This window comes from Glycocaulis sp. (assembly GCF_050485565.1).
Classification (GTDB): Bacteria; Pseudomonadota; Alphaproteobacteria; order Caulobacterales; family Maricaulaceae; genus Glycocaulis.
Window position 1 is genome coordinate 201,083 of the sequence record NZ_JBJHBQ010000001.1, and the last position, 24,820, is coordinate 225,902.

A 24,820-nucleotide genomic window follows, 5' to 3' on the forward strand; every position below is an offset into this window, starting at 1 on the left:
GTCGGGGGCTATCATGGTAAAATGGATTGTGCGCGGCGTTATCGGCGTTGTGGCGCTGGTGCTTGTGCTTGTTCTGGCCGTAACCGGCTGGGCGGGCTGGCGGTTTGTGGGGTCACAGCCCCGCACCGAGGGCGAGGTTCGCCTTGAGGGCGTGACAGCGCCGGTCAATGTGGTGCGCGATCGCTATGGCGTGGCGCACATTTTCGGCGAGACCGATGCCGACGTCTATTTTGCGCTGGGCTACACCCATGCCGCCGAGCGCTTCTTCCAGATGGACCTTTACCGGCGCACCGCGCAGGGGCGCCTCTCGGAGCTGTTTGGCGAGCGCGCCCTGCGCGCCGATATCCGCGCGCGCACCTATGGATTTCCCGAAGCCTCCCGCCATGCGCTGGCGAACCTGTCTGACGAGGCCCGCCTCATCGTCGAGGCTTATGTCAGCGGCGTGAATGCGCGCCTGGAGCAGGGCAATCACGCCCCTGAATACCTGCTGCTTCGCAGGCAGCCCGAACCTTGGACGCTGGCCGATTCTGCCTCCGTGGTGGTTGTGCTGGCGGATGATCTGGCCGCTGGCGAGGGCGAGGACCGCGAGCGCGCCCGCGCTTCGCAGGTGCTTGATGAGGGACTGCTAGAGCAGTTCCTCTCCGCCTTCCCGGACTGGGCGCCAACCACGCTCAAAGACGAGGATATCAATGCGGCCTTTGGCGATATCCGCCGCCAGACGCTTCCCCCGCCTGCCGGCACGCAGCCCGATAACGAGCCCGGCTCCAATGCCTGGATCGTCTCCGGGGAGCGCACCGAGACCGGCGCGCCGCTGCTGGCCAATGATCCGCATCTGGGCCTGTCCGCGCCATCCATCTGGTATTTCACCCGGCTGAACCTCTCCTTCGGCCCGGTACTGGGCGCGTCCCTGCCGGGTACGCCCTTCATCACGCTGGGGCGCAACGCCCATGGGGCGTGGGGCTTTACCAATACAGGTTTTAAAGTGATCGATCTGGTGGAACGCGACAGCGAAACCACGCAGACCAATAGCCGCGTGGAGACAATCAATGTGCTCGGCCAGCGCGATCCGTTTGAGCTTACGGTCACCGAAACCGAAGAAGGTCCGGTGCTGGACCCGCAATGGTTTGATCTGACCGGCTTTGATTCCGAGGCGCTGGTGGTGCGCCGCTCCACCGTGTCTGATCCGCGCAACCGGGTGGCCGATGCCACGCTGGCCATCATGCGCTCCACCGGCTGGGACGATTTCGTGGAGGCCGGGCGCGGCTGGACCGCACCGATGCAGAACATGCACTATGCGGGCGTGGACGGCACAATCGGCTACACCACGGCGGGCCTTCTGCCCATACGCGATGCGGATGGCGAGTGGACGGGCTTTGTCCCGTTCGAGGAGCTGCCCCGCATCGTGAACCCGGCTGGCGGATCGATTGCCTCGGGCAATAACCTGCCTGCAGGCGCGGCCTATCCCTATCCGCTGCCCGGCCGTTATGCCGTGCACCGCGCCGTGCGCATCGAGACCATGCTGGCTGAGCGCCGCCGTCACTCGCTGGAGGGCTTCATGACTATGCAGATGGATGTCACCTCTGCACTGGCCGAAGCCATCCTGCCGGCCCTGCTGGCCGCGCAGCCCGAAAGCGAGCTCGGCCTTGAGGCGCTTGCCCGCCTGGAGGGCTGGAACGCCTCGCTGGATGCTGACGGCCCGGAAGGGCTGATCCTGTCGGCCTGGCTGCGTGTACTGACCGAGGCGATCTGGGCCGATGAGCTGGGTCCCATGGCGCGTTATTTCCGCGGGCCGCGCCCTGTCTTCGTGCAGGACGTGCTGACGGGCGATGCGTCCTCATGGTGCAATGACATAACGACCTCGCAGGTGGAGACCTGCCCGGTCATTGCCGGACTGGCGCTGGATACCGCCATGGCAGAGCTGGCGCGCACCAATGGCGGCAATCTATCCAGCTGGCGCTGGGGCGATCACGCGCAGGGCTATTTCGCCCACCCGATGGACGGGCTGGCCGTGCTGGGCGGCATGTTTGGCGTGCGCGTGCCAGTGGGCGGTGACGGCACCACCGTCAATGTCGCCAATTTCAGCTATGCCGGTGAGGGGTTTGATATCGTGCACGCCGCCTCGCTGCGGGCGGTCTATGATCTTGCCGATCTGAATAATTCGCGCTTCATCCATGGACCGGGACAGTCCGGCCACCCTCTGTCACCGCATTATCGTGATCTTGCCGAACTCTGGTCGCGCGGGGAATATTTCCAGATCCGCGATGACTGGACGCCGCAGACCGCGCCGGAAGGATCGCGCGTGCTGACGCTGAGACCGCGATAAGGAGTGTCATGCAGACCCGCACGATCGAGCTGGCAGGCAGGGACGTCACCTACCGCGTGCGCCATTCGCGGCGGCGGACAATCGCCCTGCGCATCGATGCGGACGGGCTGACCATCACCCTGCCCCAGCGCACACCGGCCATCGAAGCCGACCGGGTGGCGCGCGACCGGGCGGGATGGATATTGCCCCGGCTGGAGAAGTGGAGCGCGCGCGCCCGGCCCGAATTTACCGGCGCGGATGGCCAGACAATCGGCTATCTGGGCCGCGAGCTTGCCCTTTTGATCGAGCCGCACGCCCGCGCGCGCACACTGGTCAGCGTGGAGGACGATGCGTTACGGGTAAATGTTGACGAACGCCTGGAGCCATCCTTGCGCGATGCCACCATTTTCCGGGCGGTGAAGCGCTGGCGGGGCGATACTGCCCTTGCCCATTACACGCCGCGCATCGCGCACTATGCCGGGGCGCTCGGCCTGCCTGCCCCGCAGGTGAAAGTACGGGCGCAGGAATCGCGCTGGGGCAGCTGTTCATCGGACGGCGTGATCCGCATGAATACGCGCCTGATCGCCTTTCCCGAAGACGAGATCGACTATGTGTGCGCCCATGAGGCGTGCCACCTCATCGAGATGAACCATTCGCAGCGCTTCTATGCCCTGCTGGACACCATCATGCCCGACCACAAGGCGCGGCGGCGGTCGATGCGCGAGCGCACCCCGCCGGGGCATGCGTTCTAACGCGTTCTGACAGCCACAACGCAAAACGCCGCGCCGGAAGCTCCGGCGCGGCGTAATGCATGTGCAGTCCCGTAAAGGGGCTGAGCCTAGCGGCGAGCCGTTGCCGTACGCGGCAGCAGGCCTTCGCGCTGGGCGCGCTTGCGGGCCAGCTTGCGGGCGCGGCGGATCGCCTCCGCCTTCTGGCGAGCGCGCTTTTCAGACGGCTTTTCGTAATGGTTGCGGCGCTTCATCTCGCGGAAAGTGCCTTCCCGCTGCATTTTCTTTTTCAATGCCTTGAGCGCTTGCTCGACATTGTTATCGCGCACGACGATCTGAACGATGACTTACTCTCCCAGGTCCTGCAACGGGTCCGGTCTGGCCGGTCACCCAGAATTCTAACACGAAAAGGCGTAACAGAGCGGTTCTGGATCGCCTGTTCCGCCGGAAACTTTGCGATGAGGCGCGGGTGTTACCAGAGCCGGGGCCTTGTGTCCATACGCATCGCGGCATGCTGACGCGATGACGCGCACACAAATTCACACTAGATTACCCGCCATGAGCACATCAAACGCCTCTGACCGCCCCAATCGTTCCCACGCGGATGCAGCCCGCGCCCGTCTGCTGGACGCTGCGCTGCCCCATGTCCCCTTTGAGGGCTGGTCAGGATCACTCCTGCGCATCGCTGCGCGCGATGCCGGGATGAGCGATGATGAGGCGGCGCTCTACTGCCCGGAAGGCGTAATCAGCCTGATCGTGTTCTGGTGGCGCGAAATGGATGAACAGGCGCGGGACGCCATAGCGGCAGGAGAATCACCGGCGAAAATCCGCGAGCGTATCCGCCGCGCGGTCGTGCTGCGCCTCGAAGCGGCAAAGGGCCATGAGGACGCGCTGTCGCGCGCCCGCGCCCGCCTGCTGCTGCCCGACGGGATTGCTACCGGCGCAGAGCTCGCCTGGAACACGTCCGACATGATCTGGCGCGCGATTGGCGACACATCGACCGATGCCAACTGGTATTCCAAGCGGGCGATCCTGACCGGGGTATGGACGTCCAGCCTCGCCATCTGGCTGTCAGAGAGCGACCCGGCAAAGCCCGAAACGCTCGCCTTCCTCGACCGGCGCATCGCCAATGTGATGGAGTTCGAGAAGGTGAAGGCGAAGGTGAACAAGCAGCTTGCCGGCCTGCCGGACTTTGCCGCCATGGCGGCGAAAATGCGCTACGGGACGCGGTAACCGTCACATATTCTGAACTCCCGGCGCGCAGCGCCGCAAGCGCGACGCGCGCCCGCGACTTTTCGCGGAACATCGCAACGCGGATGCGTTGCGCGAACTAAAAGTATGATCACTGCGCGGCGGGTTTCCTCCCCCGTTTACGGGGGAGGTGTCAGCGCAGCTGACGGAGGGGGGAAACTTTTCTTTTCAAAATCCCCCCCTCGGCCCTTCGGGCCACTCCCCCCGTAAACGGGGGGAGAAACCATGGGTGACGCTTACTTCTTCTTGCCCCCATCAGGCGTGTATTTATTGACCTTCTCGCGCACCACTACCGCGCCTGCGATGACGATGACGGCCTCGCCGAGCGGCGGCTCGCCATAGCGCGCGGCAAGTTCAGAGAGCGTGCCACGGTGGACCCGCTCGAACGCCTTGGTCAGCTCGAACGCCACCGCGCCCTGCCGCTCGCCCAGGACAGCGGCGGCATCAAGAAGTGTCTCGGAGAGGCGCTGCGCGCTTTCCATGATGATGAGGGTGGCAGGGTCGGCCTTGAACGGCTCCAGCCATCGCTGGCGCTTGCCGCTCTTGCGCGGGGCGAAGCCCAGAAAAGTAAAGCGGTCGGTCGGCAGGCCCGAGACTGCCAGCGCGGTCAGCACCGAGGACGGCCCCGGAACCGCGCTGACCTCAAACCCGGCCTCGATGACCGCGCGCACCACCCGGTAGCCGGGATCGGAGATGGCGGGCATGCCGGCATCGCTGACCAGCGCCACGCTCTCGCCCTGCTCCAGCAGTTTCACGATCCCGCCCGCGCTGCTCTGCTCATTATGGTCATGGCAGGCGATCAGGCGCGGCGGGGTGATGCCCGCCAGATCGAGCAGGCGGCGCGTGGTGCGCGTATCCTCGCACGCAATGACACTGACCTCGGACAGGATGCGCGCCGCGCGGGGCGGCAGATCTTCCAGATTGCCGATAGGCGTACCCACCAGCCAGAGCCGGGGGCCGTCATAGGGCGTTTCAAGGTTGGCGCTCATGGCGATGTTCTAGCGCGTGCAGCGCTGCGCGCCAGCCCTCAGCTCTCCGGCATCCGCACGCGCACCCGTGTGCGGGCGCTGCGCCCCGACGCATCGACAACTGTCAGCTCATAAAAGCCCGGCCCTTGCGGCTGCCACAAGGACTGCCCGCCTGCATCGAGTGCTACCGGCACGCCGCGCTGATACCAGCGCAACACGCCCTGCCCGCGCGCCGACAGGGCAAATCCGCGTCCGGGTTCATCGGCCCATACTTCCGCGCCATCGGGCGGAAACACGATGTCCGGGCCGGACATACCACGGTCAAAGCGCGCGAGCGGACCTGTGGCGTTGCTGGCTACAAGACTGTCTGTGCGTGACGCAATGCCAGACGGGTCACGCCGCGCGATCACGTCGAAAATGTCGAACAGGGCTGGCAGGGCTGCCTGCCGCCCGGTCTCGCCGGGGCGCGGCGCGCCATCGGCCCGGCCCACCCAGACGACCACTGCATAATTGCCCGAAACGCCCGCCGCCCAGGCATCGCGAAAGCCATAGGAGGTGCCGGTCTTGTAGGCGATGGCGGGCGCGCCACTGGTCAGGCGAGCAGGCATGCGCCCCGGCGGGGCGGGCGAGCGCTGCAGCACATCGACAAGCGTGGCAGCGGCCGAGCGGTCCAGCAGGCGGAAGCCCCGGCTCTCCCGGTTGGCTTCAGCCGCCTCCGGCGTCCAGGCAAGCGGCAGCGCCTCTCCCCCTGCGCCGAGCGCGGCAAACATGACCGCGATTTCCTCAGCCGTGATGCCAAGCCCGCCGAGAGCGATGGCCAGGCCCGCATTGCCTTCGTTCGAGCGTGGCACAATGGCCCGCCCGCCGGCAAAGCTCATGGCGGCGAGAAAGCGGTTTGCTCCGACCGCATCGAGCACCTGCACGGCCGGCACGTTGAGCGAATGCTGCAGCGCCTCGGCAATCGTCACATCTCCGCGGAAGGTGCGGTCGAAATTCTCCGGGTTGTAGTCGGCAAAGCGGCGCGGCAGATCGGCAATGCGCGTGCCGGGCCCTGCCAGCCCGTCCTCGAACGCCAGGCCGTAGATGAAGGGTTTGAGCACGGATCCCGGTGAACGCGCACGCCGCGTCAGATCAATCCAGCCGCCCGGCCTGCCGCGCCCGGCAGACCCCACCGCCGCGCGCACTTCCCGCCCGTCCAGAGACACTATCAGGGCGGAAGCCTGCACATCGGGTCCGGCCTCATTTGCCAGCGTTTCCAGCCGGGCCTCCAGCGCGCTCTGAAGCCGGATATCGAGTGTAGAGCGTATTTCACCGACGCCTGCACGGGCCAGATGCTGCGAGGCATGCCAGGCGCGCGCCGGGAAGGCGCGGCGGGAGGGTGCCGGTTCCTCGGCAGCATCAGCGGCCCGGTCCGCACTGATCAGCCCAGCGCGCTCCATGCGGGCGAGCAGCCGCGCGCGAGAGGCCATCGCCGCATCGGGGCGCAGATCGGGACGGCGCGCTTCGGGTGCCTGCGGCAGGGCGATCAGGAGGGCGATTTCATCGGGGGTGAGCACGTCCGGCTCATGGCCGAACCACGCCCAGCTGGCCGCCCGCACGCCTTCCAGATTGCCGCCATAGGGCGCGAGCGTCAGATAGGCTTGCAGGATTTCATGCTTGGAATAGCGCCGCTCCAGCTGGATGGCACGCACCATCTCGATCAGCTTTGCACCAATTGTCCGGCGCGGGCGCGGCTCCAGCAGGCGGGCGGTCTGCATGGTGATCGTTGAGCCACCCGACACGATCCGCCCGGAGCTGACCAGAGACCCAACAGCGCGCGCCATCGCCAGCGGATCAACGCCGTTGTGCGAATAGAAGCGTTGGTCCTCGATCTCGATCAGGGCGGCGCGAAACGCCGGATCAACGCTTTCAGGGTCAACCGGCAGACGCCAGCGTCCATCCTCCACCGGGAAGGCACGCAAGGCCCGCCCCTCCCGGTCTGTCACCAGCGCGGAGACCTCCGGCATGGGCGGGGGCGGCAGGGCGTGATCGAGCCCTGCCAGCAATACGCCAGCAGCGAGGAGCGAGGCGAGCGGCACGCTCGCCCGCCTCAGCCCTATCGCCAGCCAGCCAGCCATTACGGGCGGATCGTAACCTGCCCGGCCTCGGAGCGGGCAAACACGTCCGGCCGGTACATGTCTTCCACCACCGTGCCGGGCTGGACAAACTGCCCCGGCGTCACGGCGCGGACCATATAGGCCACCCGCACCGCATCGCGCCCGCGCGTATTGATGGCCGCGATGAAGCGGTCATCACGCGCTTCGGTAATCTGCGTAGAGGCGAGATCACCGAGGAAGGCGTAAGGCCCGGTCTCGCCCGCATCGCCTGCGCGCAGAATGCCTTCAATCTCGAAGCCCGCAGGCAGAAGATCGGCGACGATCAGCGGCATGGCGCGGGTCTGCTCAGGCGTGATGGTCAGGCTGATTATGATCTGGTCACCACGCCGGATGGCGGACGTATCCACCGCATTGCCGCGCCGGTCAGTCAGGGAGCGCTCGACGCTCACGCCTTCGGAGGCCGTGTCCGGCGCTTCCACCGGTACGCCGCGCGCAAAAGCCGTCACCCAGACTGGCTGCTGGCCACGATTAGTCAGCTCCCGGCCCTCGGCGAGAGCATCTGCATTGAGAGTGACAGACTGACCCTCCAGCGCTTCACCGCCCCATTCCAGTGCCAGCTCTTGCGCGTCTCCGGCAAAGGCACGCGCGGCCATCAGCACATGGGCCTGTTCCTGCGTCGTCATGCGCGAGGCTTCGGGCAGGTCACGCGCCAGCCGGGCCAGCAGATCCTCCACGCGGTCTTCAATGCCTGCCTCGGCCACCAGAGCGGTCACACCGGCCAGATCACGCACCGGCGTCTGGTACCAGTCACCGGCATTATTGTAGCCGAGCACGGAGATGGCGCTGTCAAACGCGCTCACCGCACGGGCGCGGTCGCCAATGGCGGCCAGCCCGGCCCCGATATGGGCGCGCGCCAGCGGGCTTTCGATCCGGCCAAGCACTTCATCATGCAGATAGCGAAGCCGCGCCCGGTCTCCCCGGCCCGCACGGGCCAGCAGGTAGGAGGCATAGGCGCTGCTGCGATGATTGATCCGGTCTTGCGTATCACGGCTCCAGCGCGGATCGGGTGCGCTGGTGTCATAGCCATAGGCCTGCCACAGATCACCGCGCGCCACCGGCACCAGCGCATCAAGCGCGCGGGTCAGCGCCGCACGCGGCACGCTGTATCCCGCTTCTGCGGCCCGCATCAGGAAGTCGGTGGAATACGCACCCATCCAGGGCGATGCCGCACCATCACCAATGCGCCACAGGCCGATAGCGCCATCCTCGCTCTGGCGGGCCAGCACCGATTCAATCGCCCGGCGCACGATATCGTCTGCGTCTGCGGGTGCATCCGCGCCCGACAGCCCGGCCATCTGCCCGGCATAGAGCAGGGGCAGGGCCCGGCTCACGGCCTGTTCGGTGCAGCCATAGGGATAACCCGACAGGGCCTCGTAGATCGCGGCCACATCGATGGGGGTTGCGGCGACAGAGAGACGCAAGGCCCCGCTGCCCGGCGCGAACGCGCCAAGCGCATTGGCTGGCGGCAGCCAGGTTTCGCCCGGCCGCAGGGTGCGCCGCGTGATCGATGTCATCGGCAGGAAGGCTGAACGCACCTCTATCGGATACTCATGCACCACCGCTTCGCCATCCGGCCCGGTGACCGAGAGCGACAGCTCTGCGATCCCCGGCGAGGCCGCGGCAGACAGCGCCACGGCGCGATCTGTACGCTGCCCGGCGGGCAGGCTTTGCGTGAAGGCGGCGTCAGCAAAGCTGACAGGCCCGTCCGCTTCCAGAGCCACCGCATAATCACCCGGCGCGCCATCGATATTGTCCATGGTCAGCGTGGCCGAGGCCGTATCGCCCGGTGCCAGGAAGCGCGGCAGGATCAGCTCTGAGGGCACATCATCGCGCACCGTCAGCGGCTGGCTCGCCGAGCCAATCCCGCGATCCGACCAGGCAACCGCCATCAGGCGCAGCTCGCCATTGAAGTCCGGAATGTCGAAGCTCACTTGCGCGCGGCCCCGATTGTCAAAACTCACCGGGCCGGAGAACAGCGCGACGGTACGGGTCGGCACTACAGACAGACCCGCAGCCCCGATCTCGTCGCCGCCAGAGCGTACCGGCGCTGCCGGTCCCTGATTGGGGTCGAGCAGGCGGCCATAATCGTCGAGCAGGTCAACGCCGAGGCGGGCCTTGCCGAAGAACCAGCTTTCCGGGTCCGGCGAGGCAAAGCCCGTCAGCAACAAAATGCCCTCATCGACGGCAGCCACCGTCACATAAGCCTGTTCGCGAGCGGGGCCATCGCTGGCGGTAATCGTGAAATCAAAGCGCTCGCGCGGATTGATCCGTTCAGGCGCATCCAGTGTCAGCTCGAATGTGCGGTCCTCGACATTTACCGGAACGTGCAGCACGCCCACCGCGCGGCGCGGGGTGGGGCGCGTCACCGCATCACGCGGGGTGAAGACAGACACCATCACATAGGCGCCCGCACCCCAATCAGCGGTGACGGGCAATTCCACTTCGGTAGCACCCTCACCCACTTCCAGCGTGCGCGAGAGAATGACCCGGTCGGTCGCGACCACCAGCTCTGCCTGCCCGGCATAGGGGGCAAAGATGGACACTTGTGCGGTCTCGCCGGTTTGCGGCGCCGCAGACGGGCCGGACAGGCGCACGCGGTCAGGGGCCGCCTCGCCATCTTCAGGGCGTCCGCCATAGCCCGACCAGAAGCCATAGCTTGCCAGATCCCGGCCATCAGCCGAGACGATGAGGGTGTAATCGCCCCAGTCGAGCGAAGGCGTTTCAACAATGGCAGGGTTCTCGCCATCAAGGCGCACAAGGCCGGACTCGATCGGCACGACGCGCTGCGAACGCCGCCAGCGCCAGTCGCCATTATCGGTGCGGTACCAGTCATACTGCCAGTCCGTGCGGATCAGGCGCCAGTCCGCTTCCATAGCCAGCGCCGCGCCGTCCGCCCCGACACCGATTACCGACAGGCGCGTGGCCTGGCCACGGCGCACGGTATCGTCATCGCCTGCCATGCGGATACCGACATAGCGGTCACGCGGGCGGTAGGGGATGCGCACATCATCGCTGACGGCGCGTCCGCCGGGTTCTTCCACGGTGATGATCGCGCGCGCTCGCAAGGGCAGCGAGGAATCGCGCCCCGCACGGCCCGGCGCAACCGGCATGGCCGCATTGCCCTGCCCGTCAGTGAGTGTGTCGGGAAGATCAATTACCTCCTCGGCGAAGCGCTCATCATGCCTGCCAAAGCGGAAGCCGGAAAACTCCGGGAAGGGGTTGGGATCGGGCTGGATGCGGGCCGTACCCCGCAGCTGCAGCCCCGCCCCCGGCGCGCCATAGAGGAAGCGCGTGAAGGTCTCCACCATACGCGTCTGGCCAGCGCGGATCGGCGTATCGGTGTCAGCGGTCAGCGTCAGCGCGACGCGTTGCGGCACGAAATCCTCAACCGAGAGGCTCTGACTGGCCACCTCGCCTACACCGTCCACGCGAATAGAGAGCCGCCAGCGGCCACGGGCCGCTTCGCGCGGCAGCTCAAAGTCGTGGAATATCGCACCGGCCTGCGCGGCGCGCTCAAAGCGCACCTCCTCATGGGCGAGGCCATTGGGCGCATACAGCGTAATCGTGCCGGGCCGGTCGGAGAGAGCCCGGCCTTCGCTGTCGCGGATCATGGCCGAGGTGTGAATTGTCTCACCCGGACGGTAAATGCCCCGGTCCAGCCAGATGAAGCCATCCGCGCCCTCGGCGCGGTTACGCCCGCCCACCGGCTGGGCAGAGAGATCAACCGGCGCGCGGGCAAGATCCAGCACCGCAAAATCACCCTCCGGCCCATAGGCCATCAGGAGACGCGGAGCATCGCCTTCGCGGCCCGACACCAGCGCCTCGCCAAAGCGCACCCGCCCGCGTTCATCGCTGCGCGCGGTCGCCAGCACTTCGTTGGAGCGGGCAATCAGCTGCACCTCGACACCGGCCTGCGGCTGGGCGCTTTGCAGGGAGCGGACAATGGCATCAATCCCGTCCCGCCCGCGATAGGCGGTAAAGGCAAGGTCGGTCACGATCAGCCAGCGCGCGGCGCGGGCGTAATCGCCATAGCGGACCGTATCGATCTCGGCGAGATTCTCCGCGCGCAGGAAGTACGCGCCGGGGCGCAAACTGCCGATGGTCTCGGCCAGCGGGAATACGGTCGTGGTCATGGCGTTCGCATTGCCGGGCGTATCCATCTCGCCCTGCCAGACCGGCGATCCGGCGTCGCCGGGCTGCTCTTCAGAACCCAGCCAGTACCAGTCGCCAGACGCGGCGTTGAAGCCGGAAATGATCTGGCGGAAGGCGAGCGCCCGGTCGGTCACGCGCGTCACCGTCACGCGCACGGCATCGACATTGACGGTCTCGATGGCCACGCCATCGGCGTCCACACGCGGCAGGATCACGCCGGTGCCGGCAAAGCCAACATAGGCCGGGCGCGAGGCAAAGCTCAGCGTATCTCTCTCTTCGCTCTCAAGGCGGCGCCCATCAGCAGACGGCAGGCCTTCGCGTAAAGTGAGATTACGCGTCTGGCCGAAGCTTAAGCCGCCAATGCACAGGCGCTGGCCATCGACATTCAGGGCGACCGGCTCGTCCACTTCGACATAGGCGCTGTAATCGGTATCGGGGTCGAGCGGGCCGGAGAAGGTCAGGCACAGGCGCGGCGCATCGCCATCGATATCGGCCGCATAGCGCAGATATTCAAAGCGGTCAGAGACTTCCGGCGTGGCGCGCGGCGCGTCGGCAGAGCGCGCTTCAAGACGCGGGCCTTCGTCACGCGGCGCCGGGGCCGGATCATCGCCGCACCCGGCCAGAACCATCGCGCCCGCCATGCCGGCCAGCAGTGCAACGCGCTTGACGGACGCTGAACCCATCCGGAAACAGCCTTTGGCAAACATCCCCATGACCTGTCCTCCCTGCCTGCCCGTATGCAGTCTGCACACTTTTGCATGCCGACGAGACGAATTCACCCCTTCGGGATAATTTTTCCAAGGCGATCAGAGCCGGCGGGGCGCCGCTCAGCCCTGCGCGAATTCATCAGTAAGCGGCAGCACATAGCCCTTGAGGCGCTGTGTCTCGATCAGATCCTCGCCCACCACCGCGCGGATCGAACGGCGCAGCCGGGCCACGGCCACATCGATGACATTGATCTGCGGCGGCAAGTTGGGAAAATCGGTCCAGACCTCCGCCCACAGCGTGTCGCGGCTGACGGGCGTGCCTGCACGCTCGGCCAGCAGTTTCAGTATGTTGAACTCCTGCGGAGACAGCGGAATATGCGCGCCATTCCAGTGGGCGGTGCGCGCCTTCACCCTGACTTCCAGCCCGCCCAGCACGATCACCTCCGGGTTGGCCACAAAACCCGCCCGCCGCGCCAGCGATTTGAGGCGCGCGCGCAGCTCAGCGGCATCAAAGGGCTTGCCCAGATAGTCATCGGCCCCGGCCTCCAGCCCTTCAACACGCTGATGGGCCTGGCCAAGGCTCGACAAGACAAGGGCGGGCGCAACAACGCCCATATCGCGCAGACGTGCCAGCAGCTGAAGCCCGTCCGTGCCATCGGTCTCGATCACCCTGTCCACAATCAGCACGTCGATAGCGCTGGCGGCGGCGCGGGCCAGCGCCTCACGGCCCGTTGCCACCCGCTCGAGTGTCCAGCCCGGTTCGCTGGCGACAGCCTCGCCTGCCTTGCCGGCCCAGACATCCTCATCCTCGACCATGAATATGTGCATGCTTTATCTCCCCCTTGCTGGCGAAGCTGAGCCAGCCCCCCTTCTCAGAACGGTCCGCCCGCCGCGTCGGCGAAGGCGGCATGATCGGGTGCACGCGCTGCCATGCCCTCATCAAGGGTAAGGGCAATATAGCGGGGCACGGTGTCGCCGCCACGCAATACCCGCAAGGCAATCTCGCGCCGTGCCAGATGCAGGCGCGCCTCCGCCTCGTCCGGGTCGGACAGGTCAATCGCGCCGATGGCCAGCACGCTGTCACCCTGACGCAAACCGGCCAGCGCCGCCGGGCTGCCCGGCACGACCGATGCCACCGCAACGCCCGCCGTTTCGCTGGCGGCAAAGCTGAGCCCGTAGCCGCGGCGGCTGACAGGCTCGAAGCTGAGCTCCCGGCTCACCGCCTGGCCCTCATCGCCGGGCCGGGTATCCAGCCCGGTCTCGACGCGGAACCGGGCCTGACCGTCATGCAGGCTGAGGGAAACCGTATTGCCCGGACGGGCAAGCAGCAGCGCGCGGGCAAGATCACGCGGGGCCGACAGCTCGATACCGTTCACCGCCAGCAGCATCTGGCCCGCCCGGATACCGGCATCGGCGGCGGGGGAGTGCGGGTCCACCGCCTCTATCAGCAGGCCGCCCCCGCTGGGGCGGCCCATGGCGCTTGCCAGAGGCCCGTGCAGGGCCCGCACCGTCAGCCCCAGATAGCCGCGCTCGACACGCCCGTTTTCCAGCAGTGCATCACCGACCTGCCGGGCAATGTCAGCGGGTATGGCCAGCGATATGCCGACATTGAAGAACGCCTCCTGCGGGATGGCGGTGTTGACGCCGACCACCCGGCCCGACGCATCGATCAGCGGGCCACCGGAATTGCCCGGATTGAGCGCGGCATCGTGCTGGATATAGCCAACCGGGTCTGCCCCGTCATAGGCACGGGCAAAGCCGCCAATCACGCCCGAGCTTACCGACAGGTGAAAGTCCAGCGGAGACCCGACCGCCAGCACCGGCGCGCCAATCCTGAGCGCGCCATCATCACCCCACTCCAGTACCGGCAGGTCTGCCTGCACCCGCAGCAGGGCGAGATCGGTCAGCGGGTCGGTACCAATCAGCTCTGCGCCTACGCGCCGCCCATTGGCCAGACGTGCCTCTACCCGGCGCGCGCCTGAAATGACGTGAAAATTGGTCAGGACATACCCGCCCTGCGCTATCGCGAAGCCGGAGCCGGAGCGCCACGACCAGCCCTCCTGATCGTCCGTACTGTTGCGCGCGCCCTCGCCCTCGCTTCCCGCCATCACCATCACAGGCTGGCTCACCGCCCGCTCGGCATACACGGTGACAACAGAGCGGGTAATGATCTCGGCATCAGCGCGGGCGGCCGGGCCTGACATACCGGAACCAGCGGCAGCGGGAAGCGGCGCAGCGCGCTCCGGCTGGCGGCCTGCCGCGAGCTGCGCGCCCGCAAGAAGCGCGGTGATGACCGCCGCCGCGATCAGGGCGCGCGTATCGGTATAGGGCATGAAAACGGCTCCAGCATTTCCCGTGCTGACGCTAGATCAGGCGGAGCCCGGCGCACTACTGACAAGCCCTGTCAGAATGAGAGCGGCCAGACGGGCAGGCTTTCCTGACAAAGACGGACAGTCTCTTTTTGGCGCTTTTCCGGCTGCCAGCATTGGGTTACCGCTAGATCAGACAGCAGGAAAGGCACCCGCACACGGAGCCTTTGATAACACTGACACCTGTTGGCGAAAGCAGCATATTGTTTTTACAGGAGTAGATGAAATGAAACTGTCTTCTTTGCTTGCTGCAACTGCAGCCATCGCCCTGACCGGCTCCGTCATCGCTCAGGATGCGGACGAGACCGGCACCAATTTTGCCGAAGACCAGCGCAGCGAGGAAACCACCGGTGTCGAGCTGCTGGCCCTGTCGCAGGAGCTTTACGCCTATGGCGTGGACGCACGCGACCCGCTGGCGGTCATCGTGGCGGCGCGTATCCGCCAGGGCATTGACGTGGAGGACCGCGAGTTCGAGATCGCCGAACAGGATGGCGAGCCGGAAGAGGCGGAGATCGAGTTTGCCTCCGCTGCCGACATGCTGGACGAGGCCCGCGTGCTGGCACGCGGCGACGAAACCCTGGGCGGCCTGATCGCGGAAGTCGAAGCGGACGCGGCGCGTGGCCGTGTGGGTGGTCCGGGCCGGGCAACCGGCTGGGTCGGCGCGCGTGGCACGACGAGCTACAATATCACCTTCCGTGGCGGCGAGCGCGCGGCGGTCTGGGCCAACGGTCCGGGGCGCACCGACCTCGACATGTATGTCTATGACAGCAACGGGAATCTGATCTGCCGCCATATCGACTATTCCGACCGGATGTCCTGCTTCTGGACGCCGCGCTGGACGGGCAATTTCCGCGTCGAGATCCGCAATCTGGGCGGTGTGGGCGTCAGCTTCAACATGGTCACGAACTAGGCGGCCACCCGGCTTTCCGGACGCTCCCGCCGGAAACCGGACAAGCGGGCGGTGTAATGGCGCGAAGCCATGCACCGCCCGTGCGCCGTTCTCGCGAAGGTCCGGTCAATAATGGCTGTCAGGCTTTGTCAGAAAACACAGGCTCGCAGCCCAGCGCCCGCACGCGATAAGCTTGCAGCATATGGTTGCAGCCGGGGAGGGTGCGATGCGTGATCTGGTCTGGTCTGCCTTCATGGTGCTCGCTGCGGCCTGCATGACCGCAGGGGCAAGCGCCGACATGCCTCAGCGCCATGCCCTGCTGATCGGTGCGTCGGGCTATGATGAGGAGCGTATCGGGCCGGGCGTGGAGCTGCTGGGGCCGCGCAATGACGTCGCCCTGATGATCCGCGCGCTGCGCGCCTATGATGTGCCAGACGCCAACATGCTGGTGCTGGCCGATGGGCTAGGCCAGACCGGCATTGATTTTACCGCCCATGGCGACCCGACGCGCGCCGAGATCATGGCTGCCTTCTCCGCCATGCTGGAGCGCGTGCGGCCCGGTGACGAGATACTGGTCTATTTCTCCGGCCATGGTTCGCGCCAGCCCCAGCCCGAAGGCGCGCCCGTGCCGGAGGCCAACGGGTTTGACGAGATATTCCTGCCGCTGGATATCGGTTCGTGGGAGGGCGCGCACGGCGACCGTCAGGCGGGCGTGCAAAACGCCGTGATCGATGACGAGATCGGGGAATTCCTTGATGGTCTGAGAGACCGCAATGTCTTTGTCTGGCTGGTGGTTGATACCTGCCATTCGGGCGGCGCGAACCGGGGCGCCGGGCCGGGCGGGGAGTTTCGCACCCGCGCGGTCACAGAGGACATGCTGGGTATTCCGCTGGAGGCGCGCATCGCCGCCGAGCAACGCGCGCAGGTCACGCGCTCAGGCGCATCTTCGCCGCGTCCGGACTCAGCCATAGCTTTGGGTGAGGGCGGGTTTGTCGCCTTCTATGCAGCCCATTCCGGCCAGCTGGCGCTGGAAGGGCTGATGCCAAAGGTTGGCGCTGCGGACGCGCGCGACAATTTCGGGGTGATGACCTTCCACATCGCCAACGGCCTTCTGGCGGGCGGCGTGGCCAGCTATCGCGATCTCGCCTACCGGGTGCTCTCCGGCTATAATGACTGGGGTAGCCGCGCGCCTGCGCCGCTGTTTGAGGGCGATCTGGACCGCGCGCTTCTGGGGCAGGGCGGAGCGATCCGCTCCCCGCAATGGCACGCCCGCTTTCTCGCCCGCGATACCACCGAGATTGAAGCCGGCTTCCTTGAAGGCGTCGGCGAGGGCGCGGTGTTCGAGATCATCGTGCGCGATCCCGACACGCAAGGCCCGCACCCGTCCTTCCCCGGCCCGTATTTTGTCGAGGCGGTTGAGGTCGGCCAGACCGCCACCCGCGCCGTCCTGACCGCCTTTGACGGCAATGAGGCGGCCCGCGCCCTGCCCGGACGCACCGCCTATATGACGGCCCGGCTGGCCGATCCGGGTGTGCGCCTGGCGCTGTCAGTGGTTATCGAGGAGGCGAGCGGCGAGATGAATGCCCGCGAGCAGCTGGCCGTGGAGGCGCTCTCCCGGCTGGCGCAGGCCAATCCAGAAACGCTGATCGCACCGATTGATTTTCGTCAGCCCGGTGAACCGGCCGATGTGCGCATCCGCGTGCAGGATAACGCCATCTGGCTGCTTCGCGGCGAGCCGGACATCATTGCGACCGGACGGAACCGCTCCGCGCGCATTCTGCTTGATGACGCGTCGAGCGCTGACGCGCTGATGAGCCAGATCGAGGGCGAACTGCACAAGCTCACGCGGGTGCGCAATATCCTCAACGCCGCGAGCGCACTGCAAGGATCACGAGGGCTGGAAAACCTGCAATATGAAGCCTTTGTCTGGCAGGCCACGCCGCCGCGCCTGACGGCCGATGCCCGCGCGCCTGATGACTGGGCCTGCTCCCTGCCCGACCCGTCTGCCATTCCTGCTGATGCGGTATCCTTTGAGGAGCTTGGCACCAGTGATCTCAACGCGCTGGAGCTCAGCCATTGCGATATCGTCTATATCCGCCTGACCAATACCGGCGACCGGGCGATTGATGTCACCCCGCTCTATATCGACAGCCAGGCCGGTATTCACCGCCTGCCCTTCCTCGGCACTGGCACATCGACGCGCATCGAGCCCGGCGAGCAGCCGCGCATTGTCTGGGCCGGGCTTCGCACGTTTGACTGGACGAGCGGCTATCCGGCCAGCGCCGGGCTGGAGCGCCTGCTTCTGCTGGCGGTGGAGCGCGCGCCGGGCGCAGCGATCCCGATGGATTTCAGCTTCCTCACGCAAGCCGGCCTGGTGCGTTCCGCCGATGGCGTGGTCAGCGATGCAGAGCGCTCGCCGCTGGGTCAGCTGATGAGCATGGCTGCCTTTGGCGGATCAGTGACGCGCAGCGCGCGCACACGGCCCGCGCTGGATGCGCAGGCTGGCACGATCCTGTTCCAGTGGCGGCTGATACCGCCGGGCGCGGAGGGCTAGTCAATGTGGAGCGTTTTCCTGCTGGCAGCGGCGCTCGGCTCGCAGACGCCTGACCCGTATGCGGCTCTGGACGGGGACGCTGCGGCCATTTGCGCGAATGCCGAGCGCGCCATGGAGGCGGGCCGTCAAAAGGAGGCGGCCGCCGGGTTCCAGCTGTGTGAGCAGGCCGCACGGAGCGGGCTCGATCTGGAGCGCGGCGATCTGTGGGCCTTGCAGGCGCATATCAGCCGCCGCCTTGCTGCGGCCCGTCAGGCCGATGGCGATGCCACCGGTGCAGCCAACGCAAGCTATATGGCAGACCGGTACGAACAGCTGATGGGCCAGCTGACCGATCTGACCCGACAGTCGCAGGCGCGCGACCTGTTCGATGAAGGCCGCTACGCCGAGGCTGAAGCCATCTTTCTTGTCCTTCTGGCCGAAGCGGAGGCTGGCGAGCATCTGGCAGGGGCGCTCCATGAGCGGCTTTACTCGCTGGCCCGCACCCTCCTGCCCCAGGGGCGCGCGCAAGAGGCGATACCCCTGCTTGAACGCGCCGTAGACGAAGCCAGGCGCAGCGGGGAAGGTGGCGAGCCGGACGTCTATCTGAACATGCTGGCGGAAGCCTATTTCGACGCGGAGCGCTTTACCGATAGCGCCGAAATCCTGCGCGCGCTCTATGACAGGTCCAGCGGGGGCGCGCGCTCCACCTATGGCAATAATCTCGCCCGGGCGCTGGATGGCGCAGGCATGCATACAGAAGCCGAAGCCCTGCTGCGCAGGGCGGTATCCGATGCCCGCGCCGACGATGGACGCATGGGCTCCAACCCGCACAGGCTGGCGCGCGTACTGTTCAACCTCGCCCGTAGTCTCGCCGCTCAGGGCCGGCATGAGAATGCGGCCAGACTGTTTGCCGAGTCTGCCGCGCTGACCGTGCAGCGCCGCCCGGCTGGCCATACCGACATTATCGCCGCCCACACCTGGCTGGTGGGCCACACACTTGCCAACACGCACGATGCGCAGACCGCACTGAACGGCGCACGCATACTCAGCGCCAATCTCGACCACTATCTCGCCTCTGGCGGAGAGGGCGCAGACCGGCAGCGCGCCATCCAGAATGCCGGTGAGCCGCAGGCCCTGTTCACCCTCCACGTTGAAGCCGCGTGGACCGTGGCACATTCCGGAGCGCGGCCATGACCGCATGCACCAAGCGACATGCAGCTTTTCTGGCGGCGGCGGCCTGCCTTGCCGCCTTCATGCTTCCAGCCCAATACGCCGCCGCGTCAGGGCTTGGCACCCTGTCAGCCACCCAGCAGGCGAGTATTCCACCCCAGGACATCGCCGCCATCGAACGCCACAACGCCGCCGCCGAAACGGCCTTCCGCAGCAGCGACTTTCGCACCGCTACGCGCGAGTTCGAAGCCGCCTTCCTGATCTATCACCGCCATCTGGGACTCGATCATCCCCTGTCTGCGGTGGCAGGGGCCAACATGGGCATGGCCATGCTGGGTCAGGGCCGGTTTGCCGAAGCGCTGGAAGTGCTGGAGGTCGCTGACGAGATCCTCGCAGAGATTGATCCGGGCAATACCCGCCGGCCCGGTATCAGGCGTGCGATAGACATGGCCCGGTCCCGCCAGAATCCCGGCGCACCGGCTGGCGCGCAACCGGCACCGCAGCAATCGCCGCAAACTGCATCCCCCCAGCCCATATCCGGCAGTTCGGTTGATGCGCTGAACAACGAGGCCGCCCGCGCGTATCAGGCAGGCGACTATGCTCGCGCGGAGACCGGCTTCCTGCAGGTGCTTGCCGCCCATGAAGAGGCAGGTTCCGGGCGCAGCGAAGGCGCGGGCGTCGCGTGGGTCAATCTGGCCGAGGTCTATAACCAGACACGCCGCCACCCCGAAGCGGAGAATGCGCTGGCCCGTGCCCGCGTCATTTTCGAGGCCATCTCCCCCTCTCACCGCTATCTGGCGGTGGTGGAGAACAATCTCACCTCCGTTCAGCGCCATCAGGGCGGACCGGAGGCAGCACTTGCCGGCTACCAGTCCGCGCTGGAGCGCATGCGCTCCACTTTCGGCGCCGACCATCCCAACACCGCCGCAGCCATGGGCAATCTCGCCAGCGCCTATCTCTCGCTGGACCGCCCGGCAGAGGCACGGCCGCTGCTAGAAGATGCGCTGGCGATTGAAATAGCCGCCTATGGCGAAGGCGCGCCAGAAAGTGCCGACACCGTCAGCGGGCTGGGTCAGGCCTATCTGGACCTTGGCCGCTATGAGGATGCCATCCGCTTCCAGCAGGACGCGCTCGACGTGCTGGGGCAGGCCACCAACGCCAATCCGCGCCATATTGCCGTGATGCGCCAGCGTTTGGGGCGCGCCCTGCAGATGGCCGGTCGGGCAGGCGATGCGGAACCTGTTCTGCGACAGGCCCTTTCCGAGAGTGAGGCTGCCTTCGGCCCCGGCACACGCCAGCCGGTTAGCGCGATGAGTTTCCTGGCCTCAGCCCTGTTCGATCAGGGCCGATATGCGGAAGCGGAAAGCCTGCAAAGGCGCGCCATTGCAGAGGCGCAACAGCTCGATAATGCCGAGCGCACCAGCCTTGTCGCCGAACTGGAAAACAATCTTGCGGGCAGTTTGCGCATGCTGGGCAGACTTGGCGATGCCGAAGCGCTCTACCGCGCCTCGCTGGAGCAGGCCGAAGCCGGAGGGCAACCGCTCTCCATCGCCATGAGTCTTGAAAATCTCGCTGGCTCCATCCGGGCGCAGGGCCGGCTTGAAGACGCCTACGCCCTGCAGGTGCGCGCGCTTGATATTTATCGCGAGACGCTGGGTGCCGACCATCCCGAGGCTGTACGTGCTTTTGCCAATGCGGGAACGACGCTGGGCCTTGCCGGTGACTATGAGGGCGCGGAAAGCCTGATGCGCGGCGGGCTGGACGGGCTGACAGGACGCATCCCCGAGACGCATACCGCTCTCCTCGTCGCGCGCGCCAATCTTGCCTGGCTGTTCCTGCGCCATATGAACCGGCCCGCCGAGGCGCTGCAGCTCTACCGCACGGCCTCCAGATCCATCGTCAGCGCCGCGCTGGATGCTGCCCAATCGGCCAGCACCGACACCGCAGCCACCGCGCTCATCGTGCGCCGCAACGACATGTTCCAGCTCCACACCGAAGCGGCCTGGGCCGCTGCCCATAATGAAGGGTAACACCATGCACACCCGCAATATCACGCGCCTTGCACGCACCCTGCTGGTCTCCACCTGCCTTGCTGGTTCGGCGCTAGGCGGGACTGCTTTCGCGCAAGGGTCCGAGGCCTGCCCGGAAGGCTCTATGGCGTATGAGTGCCTGCGCGCGGAAGGGTATTGGGCGGCGCAATGGGCGATCCAGACCTCCGCTGCCCGCGCCCTATCACAAGTGGGCGCGCGCTTTGCCTCCAGCGATGATGCACTGGGCCTGCTGGTTGCCGAACGCCGCCGGGTGGCCGACCAGCGCAGCGCCGCAGAACGCCGCCTCTACGAGGCGCTGGCCATCACCGGCAGTGCCGCGCGCGAGGAAGCGACAATGGCAGCCCGCACCGCGCTCGATACCGCCGCAGCCCGGCTTGGCGAGATCGACACCGCCCTGTCGCGCGACTTTCCCGAATACACTGAGCTTACCAGCCCGCAGCCCCTCACGGTCGAGGCTACGCAAAGCCTGCTGCGCGGCGATGAGGCGCTGATACTGATCCTTGCCGGAGAGCGCTCCACCTTCGTTTTCGCCATTGATCGCGACGGCATTGACTGGGCGCGGGTGGAGGTGACGGCAGCAGAGCTCGGCGAGGCGGTAGATCTGCTGCGCCGGGGCGTCGATCTCGATCACGGGCGCGGCCCGTGGAATGCGGTCGCGGTGCAGGCCAGTTCCACGGCTGCGAGCCTGCCGGTGTTTGACCGTCAGGCGGCATTCCGGCTCTACCAGCAGCTTCTCGCACCGGTAGAGGCCCGCCTCGATGGCAAGTCCCATATCTATGCGGTGCCGTCCGGCGCGCTTTCCAGCCTGCCGCTGGCCCTGCTGGTCACTGAAGCGCCCACAGGAGCGGATAATGATAGCGATGCGCTGCGCCAGACCGCGTGGCTGGGCCGGCGTCATGCGATGACGGTGCTGCCCTCGCCCGCCTCGCTGCGCTCGCTGACGCGCTTTGGTGCCAGCCGTGCCACCCAGCCTTTCCTGGGCGTTGGCGATCCGTGCATTGGCGCGCGCACCGGCGCGGGCTGCGAGCGTGCGCCCGCCAGCTCTGGCGAGCCCCAGCAGCGCGGCGGCGGTGTGACGCGCGGCGTCTTCAATGCCAGCGCGTCATCTGATGGTGTGTTCCAGGCTGATGTGGAGGCGGTGCGGGCCTTGAGCGCCCTGCCCAATACCCGTCCTGAACTCGTCGCACTGGCCGAGGCGTTCGGCGCAGAGCCCCGGAGCGACCTTCTGGTCGGGGACAGTGCGACGGAGACCAATCTGCGCAACACCGCCGATCTCTCCAATCGCCAGGTCATCGCCTTTGCCACGCATGGCCTCATCGCCGACGAGCTGCCGGGTCTCACCGAACCGGCACTTGTCCTGACACCGCCTGCCGAGGCCAGCGATGACGATGACGGGCTTCTGACAGCCTCCGAGATCGCGCGCGACCTGACGCTTGATGCCGACTGGGTGATCCTGTCTGCCTGCAACACGGCCGCGCCCGGCGGTGCAGGTGCCGAGAGCCTGTCCGGGCTGGCCAGCGCCTTCTTCTATGCCGGTGCGCGCGCGCTGCTGGTCTCCCACTGGGTTGTGGACGATGCTGCCGCGCGGCGCATCACCACAGGCACGCTGTCCGCGATGAACGAGGACCCGGCAGCGGGCCGGGCAGCGGCTCTGCGCCAGTCCATGCTGTCAATGATGGATGATCCCGAATTTGCCCATCCAGCGATGTGGGCACCCTTCGTGCTGGTAGGACAGAACCGCCCGGCGGAGTGATTGGGGGGCGCTAGCCTCCCGTCAGCCGGACAATAAGCTGGCGCACATCCTCAACCCGTCCGGCAATGGCCGCGCCGGGCAGCGCAGCCACGCTCTGCAGCATCTCCAGCGGCTCACCGTCCTCGCCACTGCGGCGCAGGGCCGTGATCGAGTATTTGAACACGTCCGGCTCGCAATGGCCGCCCGTGAGCGGGTCAACCGCGTAGAACTGCCCGAACTGGCCGGTATTGGTGTGCAGTATGCAGCGCTCCTCCGGGCTCAAGGACAGCCAGATCAGGGCGCGAAAATCATCCATGGCAGGCCCGGCATAGTCCGAATGGCCAAGCCCGGCGCCGCCAGCCGCGCTGGTGTCGATCGTGCTGAGACCGGCCACAACGACCGGATAGGGCGGGCTGGAATCACCCGCGCGCGGATTGCCGCCATTGATCCGGCGTGACAGGCGCAAGGCCCGGTCCCGGCTGGAGGCATACAGCGTCATCCCGCTGGCCAGATGGCCGATTTGCGGGATCAGGGCCATGAATTCTTCGGCGTCGACATCGGGCGAAGCCCACACAACCTGATCAAACAGAGGCTCAGGCGGGCTGGGATAGGCTTGTGCAAAACGCTCCAGCGCGCGGGCGAGGAAGCGGTTGCCCATCGAATGGGCCACAATATGGATGCGGTGCGCATTCGCGCCATTCATCAGCAGGTAGAGATAGTCCACAAGATCGCGGATATTGTCCTCATTCACCTCCCGCCCGTCGGCAAAATAGCCCAGCAGGGAGGCGCGCGAGGGCCAGGAATAGAGGGCCGGCACGCCGTCAATTTCCAGATCGACCGCCAGCTGCGCCGCGCGTTCGGCCGCGCCCCGGAAATCGGAATTGAAGCCGTGAATGAAGACCAGGAGCTCGCGCCGCTCTGACGCGTCCATCGCCTCGCCCAGCGCATCGGTGAAGGCATAGTCGTCGGCAAACGGTTCCACCCGCTCAAGGATGAAATACTCACCGCGATACTGGTCGAGATCGCCGGGATAATCGCTACGGCGCGGGATGGTGCCAATATCGCGATTGCGTGGCACCGACACCGTCACCACGCCAAGGTCCAGCATCGCCGGCGTAACGCCGTAAAAGGCATTGGGGTCTTCAGAGCCGGTGCGCACCCGGTTGGTGCCGTAGAATACCGGCACGATGACATGGTCGGCATCCGCGCCCGCTGCCGGATCACGCGTCAGCGCTTCCTCATCCTCGCGCGCCACTCTGGCGCGCAAAACCGCCAGCTCTGCCTGTGCGCCGGGAAGATCATGGGTCTCGCCAGCGGCCGAAGCCGCCGCCTCCACAGCCAGCGCCGTCTCCATCAGATAGAGAAAATCACGCGCGCGCGCCGCACCCGCCTCCTCCAGCACCGCATAGGCTTCATCAAGGATTTCGCGTGCCCGGTCGAACCGGCCCTGCGACATCTCCAGACGCGCTTCGCCAATCAGGCCGTGCGCCCACGCGCCCTCGACCGTGTCGGACGCGGCAATCAGAGTACGGGCTGTTTCGTAGGCACTGCGTGCGCGCGCGATATCACCGCATTCTGCATGCCAGTCTGCCAGATCGAAATGGAGGGCGATCTGCCCGGAGCGGTCCAGCTCCAGACCGGCAAGATCAAGCGCTTCCACCCGGCCCGGATCAAGGTCACAGCTCTGCGCCCGGACGATGCCGGGAGCGGCCAGAAACACCAGCCCGGCAAACATGCATGCCAGCATTCTCATGTGCACTGCTCATCCCCCTTTGTCAGAGCATGCCCGGCTCGCCCGAAATTCTGCGGCAC

Annotated in this window: 15 protein-coding genes; 8 read left to right on the forward strand and 7 right to left on the reverse strand. The window is 66.5% G+C overall.

All coding sequences use genetic code 11. From position 1 onward, the window contains the following. Positions 1–13 precede the first annotated feature (13 nt). Positions 14–2,323: a penicillin acylase family protein gene (locus ACQ5ID_RS00925; protein ID WP_429910601.1), complete on the forward strand. Its 2,310-nt coding sequence runs from the start codon at positions 14–16 to the stop codon at positions 2,321–2,323. Between the two features lie 8 nt (positions 2,324–2,331). Next, positions 2,332–3,054: a M48 family metallopeptidase gene (locus ACQ5ID_RS00930; RefSeq protein ID WP_429910602.1), complete on the forward strand. Its 723-nt coding sequence runs from the start codon at positions 2,332–2,334 to the stop codon at positions 3,052–3,054. Positions 3,055–3,140: 86 nt separating this feature from the next. Here the strand turns inward: ACQ5ID_RS00930 and rpsU are convergent, their stop codons facing one another. After that, positions 3,141–3,374 carry a 30S ribosomal protein S21 gene (rpsU, locus tag ACQ5ID_RS00935; RefSeq protein WP_036514953.1) on the reverse strand — a complete coding sequence of 78 codons (234 nt, stop codon included), beginning with the start codon at positions 3,372–3,374 and terminating at the stop codon, positions 3,141–3,143. A gap of 214 nt (positions 3,375–3,588) precedes the next feature. Between rpsU and ACQ5ID_RS00940 the strand changes: the two genes are divergently transcribed. Beyond that, positions 3,589–4,263 (forward strand): COQ9 family protein, encoded by a 675-nt coding sequence (locus tag ACQ5ID_RS00940; RefSeq protein ID WP_429910603.1) that lies wholly within the window; start codon positions 3,589–3,591, stop codon positions 4,261–4,263. A 254-nt stretch (positions 4,264–4,517) separates the two neighbouring features. Here ACQ5ID_RS00940 and rsmI read toward each other — a convergent pair whose 3' ends face one another. The 5 genes from rsmI to ACQ5ID_RS00965 all read right to left on the reverse strand — a co-directional run bounded on the left by rsmI (position 4,518) and on the right by ACQ5ID_RS00965 (position 14,597). Continuing rightward, positions 4,518–5,270, reverse strand: coding sequence for a 16S rRNA (cytidine(1402)-2'-O)-methyltransferase (rsmI, locus tag ACQ5ID_RS00945; RefSeq protein WP_429910604.1), 753 nt, complete (start codon positions 5,268–5,270; stop codon positions 4,518–4,520). Positions 5,271–5,308: 38 nt separating this feature from the next. Further along, positions 5,309–7,366, reverse strand: coding sequence for a penicillin-binding protein 1C (pbpC, locus tag ACQ5ID_RS00950; RefSeq protein WP_429910605.1), 2,058 nt, complete (start codon positions 7,364–7,366; stop codon positions 5,309–5,311). Further along, positions 7,366–12,270 carry an alpha-2-macroglobulin family protein gene (locus ACQ5ID_RS00955; RefSeq protein ID WP_429910606.1) on the reverse strand — a complete coding sequence of 1,635 codons (4,905 nt, stop codon included), beginning with the start codon at positions 12,268–12,270 and terminating at the stop codon, positions 7,366–7,368. The genes pbpC and ACQ5ID_RS00955 overlap by 1 nt, the downstream gene beginning before the upstream one ends. Before the next feature lie 114 nt (positions 12,271–12,384). After that, a complete protein-coding gene (locus ACQ5ID_RS00960; RefSeq protein WP_429910607.1) occupies positions 12,385–13,092 on the reverse strand; it encodes a response regulator transcription factor in 708 nt (235 codons plus the stop codon). 44 nt (positions 13,093–13,136) lie between these two features. Then, positions 13,137–14,597, reverse strand: coding sequence for a trypsin-like peptidase domain-containing protein (locus ACQ5ID_RS00965; RefSeq protein ID WP_429910608.1), 1,461 nt, complete (start codon positions 14,595–14,597; stop codon positions 13,137–13,139). 262 nt (positions 14,598–14,859) lie between these two features. Here ACQ5ID_RS00965 and ACQ5ID_RS00970 point away from each other — a divergent pair, with 262 nt between their 5' ends. The 5 genes from ACQ5ID_RS00970 to ACQ5ID_RS00990 all read left to right on the forward strand — a co-directional run bounded on the left by ACQ5ID_RS00970 (position 14,860) and on the right by ACQ5ID_RS00990 (position 23,029). Then, positions 14,860–15,543, forward strand: a complete 684-nt coding sequence (locus ACQ5ID_RS00970; RefSeq protein WP_429910609.1) for a hypothetical protein — start codon at positions 14,860–14,862, stop codon at positions 15,541–15,543. Positions 15,544–15,748: 205 nt separating this feature from the next. Then, positions 15,749–18,076 carry a caspase family protein gene (locus ACQ5ID_RS00975; protein WP_429910610.1) on the forward strand — a complete coding sequence of 776 codons (2,328 nt, stop codon included), beginning with the start codon at positions 15,749–15,751 and terminating at the stop codon, positions 18,074–18,076. 3 nt (positions 18,077–18,079) lie between these two features. Beyond that, positions 18,080–19,249 carry a hypothetical protein gene (locus ACQ5ID_RS00980; protein ID WP_429910611.1) on the forward strand — a complete coding sequence of 390 codons (1,170 nt, stop codon included), beginning with the start codon at positions 18,080–18,082 and terminating at the stop codon, positions 19,247–19,249. Then, positions 19,246–21,255: a tetratricopeptide repeat protein gene (locus ACQ5ID_RS00985; protein WP_429910612.1), complete on the forward strand. Its 2,010-nt coding sequence runs from the start codon at positions 19,246–19,248 to the stop codon at positions 21,253–21,255. Before ACQ5ID_RS00980 ends, ACQ5ID_RS00985 begins: the two co-directional genes overlap by 4 nt. 4 nt (positions 21,256–21,259) lie before the next feature. Next, entirely contained in the window at positions 21,260–23,029 is a 1,770-nt protein-coding gene (locus ACQ5ID_RS00990) for a CHAT domain-containing protein (RefSeq protein ID WP_429910613.1), read from the forward strand. Between the two features lie 10 nt (positions 23,030–23,039). Here ACQ5ID_RS00990 and ACQ5ID_RS00995 read toward each other — a convergent pair whose 3' ends face one another. After that, positions 23,040–24,761, reverse strand: a complete 1,722-nt coding sequence (locus ACQ5ID_RS00995; RefSeq protein WP_429910614.1) for an alpha/beta hydrolase — start codon at positions 24,759–24,761, stop codon at positions 23,040–23,042. Positions 24,762–24,820 lie beyond the last annotated feature (59 nt).